At 40.3% G+C, this 9194-nt stretch carries 5 protein-coding genes; 3 read left to right on the top strand and 2 right to left on the bottom strand.

Annotated features, from left to right (window positions below):
* Nucleotides 1-106 precede the first annotated feature (106 nt).
* Both VJ937_RS08105 and VJ937_RS08100 read left to right on the top strand, forming a co-directional pair.
* Nucleotides 107-3592 (top strand): PEP/pyruvate-binding domain-containing protein, encoded by a 3486-nt coding sequence (locus VJ937_RS08105; RefSeq protein ID WP_324066394.1) that lies wholly within the window; start codon nucleotides 107-109, stop codon nucleotides 3590-3592.
* A gap of 526 nt (nucleotides 3593-4118) precedes the next feature.
* On the top strand, nucleotides 4119-7349 hold the full coding sequence (locus VJ937_RS08100) for an FAD-dependent oxidoreductase (protein WP_324066393.1): 3231 nt from the start codon (nucleotides 4119-4121) through the stop codon (nucleotides 7347-7349).
* A gap of 113 nt (nucleotides 7350-7462) precedes the next feature.
* Here the strand turns inward: VJ937_RS08100 and VJ937_RS08095 are convergent, their stop codons facing one another.
* Complete coding sequence (locus VJ937_RS08095) at nucleotides 7463-7981, bottom strand: hypothetical protein (protein WP_324066392.1); 519 nt, start codon at nucleotides 7979-7981, stop codon at nucleotides 7463-7465.
* A 322-nt stretch (nucleotides 7982-8303) separates the two neighbouring features.
* On the opposite strand from VJ937_RS08095, the gene VJ937_RS08090 reads away from it, so the two are divergent.
* Entirely contained in the window at nucleotides 8304-8741 is a 438-nt protein-coding gene (locus VJ937_RS08090; protein ID WP_324066391.1) for a nuclear transport factor 2 family protein, read from the top strand.
* Nucleotides 8742-8825: 84 nt separating this feature from the next.
* Here the strand turns inward: VJ937_RS08090 and VJ937_RS08085 are convergent.
* The coding region (locus VJ937_RS08085; protein WP_324066390.1) for a DUF1456 family protein at nucleotides 8826-9194 on the bottom strand (369 nt) is incomplete at its 5' end.

The raw sequence follows: 9194 nt of genomic DNA, 5'->3' as shown, positions 1-9194 counted from the left end.
CCTATTAAACTCAATTATTCAGGTTTATTTGTCAAAGAACCTCAAATAATGTAAATTGAAAGAGTAAAATCTTTTCACTTAGTATTAATGCGTAAAAGCATCCAGAATGAGTCAAAACAACCAACAGGATGATACACGGGGTTATGGAGACCTGGAAAAGGATTTGACGCGCCAGCAATACGAAAAACTTAAAGCAGAAAATAAGGAGCGTCTCAAAGAATTGGCCTGTATAAACGAAACCACCCAGATTCTGAAGCAGGCTAAGAATGTGGAGGAAGCTATGCAAAAAATTACCCAGGCCATTCCTCGAGGCATGCAATACCCCGAAGATACCACTGCACGTATAACATATGATGGAAAAGTTTTTACAAGCGTAAATTTCAGAGGGTCGCAATGGGTGCTCAGGCAAACATTCGATACCATTGATAAGCGGGTTGGTGCCATTGAAATTTTTTATACCCGCAAACATCCGGATTTGGACGAAGGTCCTTTTCTAAAGGAAGAGCGCGATTTAATTGACAACCTGACGAGTCTTTTTAAAGGCTACCTCGATGGCGATATTGCCAATAAACTGAGCCGCCCTAACCAAATATACAGCTCACCGGAAACCATTTCAGTCGAGAAACCGAGGAGAAGAAAATTGTTGCAATTATTTTTAAACCGCAACAACTACAACCGGGATCTTTATCACGATTTAATGCCTTTTAAGATCAAAGAAATCCTTCTTGTAGCCAGCCTATACGATGCTTTTAGTATTGAAAGTGGCGGGCGTTTTTCAGAGTATGTGCTCAGGCAATATGAAAGGCTCAACCTGACATCTGTTCCACGAATAACAGGTGTTTCTGACCAGGAGGAGGCTATGGAGCATTTGCGCAGCAAACACTACGATATGGTAATTATGATGATTGGGCTCGATACCCGCAGACCTTTCAATCTTGCTGCACGCATAAAAGAGTCATTTCCCTATTTGCCGGTGTTTGCCCTCCTCAATAATAATGAAAACCTGCTTACACTTGAAGAGCGCCGCAAAAAAATGCCGGTAATAGATAAAATTTTTGTTTGGAAGGGCGATTCAAGGGTTTTCTTTACCATGATCAAGCTCATTGAGGATAAAATCAATGTAGATAACGACACCCGCCTGGGACTGGTCAGGGTAATTATTTTGGTCGAAGATGCCGCACCATATTATTCACGCTATTTACCAATGCTGTACAATATTGTAATGGAACAAACCCGACGTATTATTGACGATGTGAGTACCGACGACCTATACAAAGTGTTACGACTAAGGACAAGGCCCAAAATACTGTTGGCCACTACCTATGAGGAGGCAATGCACATTTATGAAAAATATGGCAGTCAGCTTTTATGTTTGATCACCGATGTAGAATTTGAGCGAAACGGAAAACTTGATAAAAAAGCCGGAATAAACCTGGTAAAAGAAATAAAGGCAGACCGCAAAGAGTTGCCAACCGTCATACAATCCTCCTATGAAAAATATGATGAAATAGCCAGCGAACTGGAGTGCGCTTTCATTAATAAAAAGTCAGAGAGCCTGATGCAGGATTTGCGCACCTTTATTCTTCATAACCTGGGGTTTGGAAATTTTGTTTTCAGAGACCTTCATGGGCGCGAAATCGCAGTGGCCAGAACTCTACGTGAATTCGAAAATTTATTACATACCGTTCCTGACGAATCCATACTTTTCCATGGTAAAAAGAACCATTTTTCATTGTGGTTAATGGCGCGTGGCGAGATTCAGGTGGCCCATATTATCCACCCGGCACAAATAGCCGATTTTCCAAGTACCGATGACCTAAGGCAATTCATTATCAATGTGCTCAATAAATTCAGGAATGAACAAAACCAGGGCAAAGTTGTACCTTTTCATGTTTCCGATATCGATGATCATACAAGTATTGTCCTTTTGGGAGAAGGAAACCTTGGAGGAAAAGGCCGCGGACTGGCATTTATAAATACTTTGATTCACAACTATGACTTCTCTCAGCATGTACCGGGCATTAATATCCGTACACCTAATACCTCAATAATTGGGACCGATGAGTTTCAGCAATTTTTAGAAATCAATAGCTTAAATCAAAAGGTTTATAACGAAAAAGATGAAAATAAAATAAGAAAATGGTTCCTCAAAGCTGAACTGTCAGATCAGTTGAAAGATAAACTCTACAAGTTCTTAAAATTTATTGAAAAGCCAATTGCCGTAAGATCTTCAGGCATGTTCGAAGATAGCCTTCACCAGCCGTTTGCCGGAATATTTGAAACGTACATTCTACCCAACAATGATCCGGATATCCAGGTCAGGCTCAAACAACTGGAAAAAGCCATTAAGCTGGTGTATGCATCGGTATTTTCAAAACTTGCAAGGGGTTACGTAGAGGCTATCAGCTATAAAATCGAAGAAGAGATGATGGCTGTTGTAATTCAGGAAGTTGTGGGGAACCAATACGGAGATTACTATTACCCGCACATAAGCGGAGTAGCCCAATCATACAACTACTACCCGGTATCGCACATGAATCCGGAAGATGGAATGGCTGTTGCAGCACTTGGCCTTGGAAAATATGTGGTAGATGGCGAAAAGGCTTATCGGTTCTCACCCAAATACCCGCAAACGCTTGTGCACTCCCTAAAAGACCTTTATAAAAACTCACAGGTCGAGTTTTATGCCGTAGATATGAAACGCGAAAATATAGATTTCGAACAAGGCGACATGGCAGGGCTTATACGACTCGACATTGATGATGCAGAGATGCATGGCACCATTAAGCATCTGGCATCGGTATATGAGCCCGATGGCGACAGACTTATGCCCGGATTAAACCATGCCGGCCCAAGAATAATAAATTTTGCCAATATTTTACAGCACAACTATATTCCCCTGGCAGAAACCTTACAGGCAGTGCTCGACATTGTAGAGGAAGCACTGGGCTCACCAGTGGAAATTGAGTGGGCTGTAGATTTAAATAAAGATAAAGATGGCAAAGCATCGTTTTATTTGCTGCAAATAAAACCGCAAATCAGTACCTGGGAAGGTTTTTCAATTGATGAAGAAGCCCTGAAAGAAGAGAATATACTGCTTTATACCGATAAAGCCATGGGGAATGGTATCATTGAAGATATTGAAGATATTATAATTATTAACCGTGATAAATTCGAGAAATCGGCAACCATGGAAATGGCCGAAGAGGTAAATCAAATTAACGAACAGATGAAAAAAGAGGGCCGGCAGTACCTGCTTATTGGTCCCGGACGCTGGGGTACCCGCGATCGCTGGATTGGAATACCTGTAGAATGGCCACAAATCTCCAATGCCAAAGTTATTGTAGAAACCGATATGGATAGTTTTCCTCTGGATGCATCGTCCGGGTCACACTTCTTCCACAATGTAACTTCAATGAATGTAGGTTATTTTTCGGTTACCCAATCCAATAAAAAGCAGACCATCAATTGGGATTTTATTGAAAACCAACCTCTTCACCAGGAGCTAAAGTATTTTAACCATTTCAGGCTCGATTCACCCATTAAAATAATGATCGACGGTAAAAAACGTCTTGGAGCTATTACGTACTGATGTTTCGCAGTTATATAAACAATTAAAAATCAGCTCTTTGGTTAATATGATAATTTCGCACCTAACGGCGCTCTGCATTGCTCAGGCATACAATTCTACCATAATTTCGCACCTGACGGTACTTGCAGAAACATATCGAGCCTCGTTAGAGGCGATATTATGGTAGAAAGAATGTTCGAAATGGAATTTCGCCGCGATGTATCGTTAAATGTTATGACAAAAAGAATTATCGGCGAACGGGTACAGGGGTAAAATAAAATCGCGCCACATATAATATTGCTTATCAGAGTGTTGTCAAACGCGAAACGTTAGTTACGTATTAATCAGCACCGATTTTAAAAAAACACAGATACCACATTCAAAGTAGTTATATCGCTGTGAGTCTATTTGTTGGGCGTATATCATAACAACTACTTTTGATGTATAGCTTGTCATTATTTACTTTCAAAAACTCAAATCCTGACAAAACTCATTGATTGTGTCGATTTATAATGCCACTTTAACAGCACAATTAAAACTCAGCGCTATGTATAAAATAACCGAACACCCGATCCTGGATATCCCGAAGGGTCAGGAAGTATATTTCAAGTATAATGGAGAACAAATAAAAGCTGAAAAAGGTAAAACCATTGCAGCTGCCCTGCATCAGGCTGGTTATCCAGTACACAGCCACAGCTTGACCAATCGCAATCGCAGTCTGGAATGTGGTATCGGGAAATGTGGTGCATGCGAAATGCTCGTAGATGGAGAAGTGCGACGTATTTGTATCACGAAAGTTGATGACATAAAAGAGGTTTCAGAAATACCTAAAGACTACGAACCCTCGAAAACAAACTATCCGGATAAAAACCCGATTAAAGTACATAAAACCACTGTTGCCATTGTAGGTGCAGGTCCGGCAGGGCTGGCCGCAAGGGCGACACTTAATGAACATGGCGTTGACAATCTTGTAATTGATAACAATGACACCATTGGCGGACAGTTTACCATGCAGACGCACCAGTTTTTCTTTTTCGAAAAAGAAAAAAAATATGGCGGTATGCGCGGATTTGATATCCCCAAAGAACTGACCATGGATAATAATGAGGGTATTTTGCTTAATTCAACTGTCTGGGACTTGCTGGAAGGTAAGCGATTGGCCATAAAAAACATAAAAACCGATAAAATATACTATGTTGATGCCGAGCATCTCATCATTGCCACAGGAGCTGTACCCTTTATGCCCTCATTTGAAAACGATGACTTGCCAGGCGTTTATACAGCTGCTGTAGTACAAAAAATGATGAATAATGAACATACATTGCTGGGTAAGAATATATTGACCGTGGGTGCTGGTAACATAGGTTACCTCACCTCCTACCAGGCTGTACAAGCCGGAGCCAATGTTAAAGCTATACTTGAAGCACAGGATCGCGAAGGTGGATTTCCGGTACAGGCCAACCGGGTTCGCAGACTGGGTATTCCAATTTACCTCTCACATATTCTTGTAAAAGCTATTCCAAATGAGGACCATACCGGTATAACCGGCGCAGTGGTAGCAGAAGCCAAAAACTTTAAACCTGTCCCCGGTACAGAACGCATTATTGAAGGTATCGATACCATTAACATTTGTACAGGACTGGTTTCTGATGATGCGCTGCTACGCAAAGGAAAAGAAGTATTTGGCCGAAATGTGCATGGTGCAGGCGACGCCATTCGTATTGGCGAAGGCACCAGTGCTGTGCTGCGGGGTAAACAGGTAGCGTACGAGATTATGGAAGAGATGTCGCTCAGGTATAATTACGACGATTATCTGGCACTTTCAAAAGAGTATATCGATTCTCAACAGCACCCGACAAAAGTTATAGAAGAACCGGTGATTCCGGATCGGGAACGGATGCAAAAACCATTTGTAATTGCCGATTGTACCTATGGATTTGCATGTAATCCATGCGCATTTGCATGTCCGCACGATGCCATAACCAAGTCTTCATCAAGCACCGTACCTGTTATTGATTTTGATAAATGTGTTGGCTGTATGCAGTGTGTAACGCTTTGTCCCGGCCTGGCTATATTTGGATACAACCTCAAAAAAGACTGGCTCTTTTTTCCAGTGGAATATGAGGTAGCCGAAGGCGAAGGAGTAGTATTAGTGGATAATGATGGCAACAAAATAGGTGAAGGTGTGCTTGAAAAAATCATGAAGAAACCTAATAAAACAAATCTGGCACGTGTAAAATCAAGCAATTTACATGGCGAAGATCTGGTTAAAGCACGTGGTTTTATAACCAAAGCAAACTTTCCGGAACAGGTAGATTTTGCTCCATCTTCCAACAATATTGAAAGCAAAGAATTTATTTGTCACTGCGATGACGTAACCATGGATGAGGTGATGAAAGTTATTGGAGACCGGAAATTTATATCAGTAGACGAAATTAAACATACAACCCGTTTGGGAATGGGTGCATGCAGAGGCAAGCGTTGCATTAAGCGCCTAAAAACTGCCCTGGCAGGCTCAGGAATACAAATTGTGGGAGAAGCAACCCCCAGGGGCCCCATGTCGAACCAGGTAAGTATGGGCGAAATATACCCGAACGACCTACATGAAAAAACCATACCTAACCTGAACGGACAAAAAATTGAAACCATTGAAACCAAGGTTCTTGTTGCAGGTGGAGGTATTGGCGGAAGCGCACTGTTTCGCTATTTTGCCGAAGCCGGCGAGAACCCCATTTTAATAAATTACGAACGTGGATCATCGTGGCGCAATATTGCTGGTGGACGGCCGGTTTTCAGTGTGCCCGAATTGGCTGATATTGCAGGAAACAACAGGAAAATATTTAAGGAGTTACAGGAAATTTCCAATATTCACCTTACCGATATCAATTATGTTACACTGGCACACGACCAGGCCACATACGAAGCCCTTGAGGCCTCTAAAGCGTGGAGCGATGCCATGATGATTGAACCCAAAGATTTCCCCAAATACATAGCACCGGGTTTTAGTACAAGTAACGATAAGTACATGGCTGCCCTTGTTACAAAAGATTGCTGGCAAGCCACGCCAGGCCTTGTTATTGATCTGATTCGCAAAATAGGTATCGACAATGGCGGTATGATTCACGAGGATGCCAAACTCATTGACCTTGAAAAAACCGATAAAGGTTATATTGCACTGGTGAAAACCCATGAAGGTAAATATGTTAAATACAAAACCAAACATTTTGTAAATGCCCTTGGAGGCAATGCAGGTGATTTTGCCGATATGGTTGGTATTGATACCGGCCTGTTCCCGGTTAAACACCAGGCGTTTATTACAAGGCGTCTGCCCTACCTTGGTGTAAACAATCAACCCTTAAATATGGTAATTGACCGAAGGAATTATAAAGGATTTACAGCGGTTTATGGGCAACAGCTTGCCGAAACGGGTCAAATTATCGGTTGTGCCTCTCCTGCTGTTGAACCATTACAAACATCCAAAAACCTAAAAATCAATGATAAAGACTTCCTTGAAATTGTTTCAGAAGTTTTTGTAGATTGGCTTCCTGAACTTTCTTCAGTTGGTTTTCAGGCAGTTTGGTCGGGCTATTATACCGAACCGCGCATGATTATTGATCCTGAAAAGGGATTATTTGTAGGGCTTCGTGGTCAGGGTTTCATGTTGGGTATGTACCTGGCCAAAATGTATGTGGATGCCGTTACAGGCAAAAATGGACCAGATTATCTGAAGCGACTGGCCCTTGAAGGTGACGGTTTGCAGGAAAAAGCTTTTAAATAACAGGTACTTTATTTTCAAATGTATACAAGAAATATCTGTCCAGGTAAGAAATAAATTACCTGGGCAGATAAATAATCTTACAGATCCAAATAATTCAAAGAGATACCTCAAAATTACTTATCCCCGGGCTCAATGGCTTTTATTTCATTCATTGGGAGTTTCTGAAACATAGTAAGAGCTTGTTTTTTACTAATGTCAGGACTTGCTGTAAGACGGACAGCCAAACCTTGATCAAAATACATCTTTAGATCGTGCTGTCCCATGTATTCCCTGTAATAAATATTTCCTTTCCCGGAATTGACAACATTGCGGCGCTTTTTTTCTTTGCGTTTGGTTTTCTTGAATGTTTTGGGTGTATATAACCAAATTCCGACCTGCAAAATTGCCCCATCTTTACTCATATAACTTGTGCCGGCCCAATTAACCGTTTCACTTTTCCGGGTACTGAAGCCTGCCTTATTAATACCATCAGCAAGCTTTTTAGGAAATATTGACTCCAATGATTCCGGATTCTTAAGCTTTGATTGGTTGTTTTGTGCAAACAAATAAGGGGTATTAAGCATCAAAACCCCAATGATTAAAAACAAAACTAATGGCTGATTACTTCGTTGGAATAAAATTAAGTTAGTCATATCGCTATATATTTTTATAAATTTGATTAGGTTCTACGTTTTCAATAATCTGCAATTTTTTTTGTATACCATAAAAAAGTTTGTACAATAGAAATTTTCAAATGTTTACATCTAAATTTCAATTAACATTTGTTAAACACTGTGCTTTAAGGCTATTGTTTTAACTAAAACAAGTTACAATTCGCAGGTTGCCTGCTATTTATACCCATAGCCCAAAACACCTAATTAACTCATTGTCAAAAGTTAATAAACACTTAAAAAGATGAATTCTCTTGACTTTCATATATTTATGTAATAACTTGTAATGTCAAACAATTAGGCCATGAATAAGATGTTTAGATTTCTAATTGTGTTTTGTTTAGTGTGTATAACAGCACTGACAAGCTGCCAACCTAAAAAAGGTTCGGAGAATGAGATAGCAAAAGTAAAAAGCGTTTTTGAAAGCTACTTTGACGGAATATCCCAGTTCGATTACACTGCTATGCGCAATGCCAGCACTCCTGATTGTATTATTTTTGAAAATGGAGTAAAATGGACTGTACAGAATCACGTTGATTACCTGAAAAACTTCGAAGGCAAGGGAACTATTGCGTATAAGTTCTCTGATATTCAGTGGATTGTTGAAAAAGATGTAGCCTGGACAAAATATAAAAACACCGCGGATGCGGTAATCAATGGAAACCCAGTTCACTGGGAATGGCTCGAAAGTGCAACTTTTGCAAAGGAAAACGGAAAATGGCTTTTTTACACTCTACCATGATTTCACCTCCTAAAAAATAATTTAAGAATTTTTCCGGAATTGAAATAGGCCATTTAAACGCCATCTTATCTAAGGTGGCGTTTTTTATTGTGATCGGAATTTAATTTGCAACCCTTTGAGGAAATTACGTAAGTATTGATCCTGACAATCCCGGTATTTTTGATGTCCTGGTTTTCTGAAAAATGCCGATAACTCGGGTTTGCTTATTTTTATACCTGCATTTTTAAAAATATCAATCATATCATCATCTCGAAGGTTAAGGGCAATTTTTAGCTTACGCAATACAAGATTGTTATTTAGCCGTTTTTCCGGTATTGGCTGTGGTCCTTCCTTTTTACCGCGTTTAACATTGATTAGTCCATTTAAAAATGCAGCCATATATTGATCAGAAATTTCCCGTTTCTCCGGATCATCATCTTTTTTTAACCATTCACTTACCTGCGACCGGGTGAC

Source organism: Salinivirga sp. (assembly GCF_035268865.1).
GTDB lineage: Bacteria > Bacteroidota > Bacteroidia > Bacteroidales > Salinivirgaceae > Salinivirga.
Note: the sequence above shows the minus strand (reverse complement) of the source record. Positions and strands in the feature narration are given on the sequence as shown.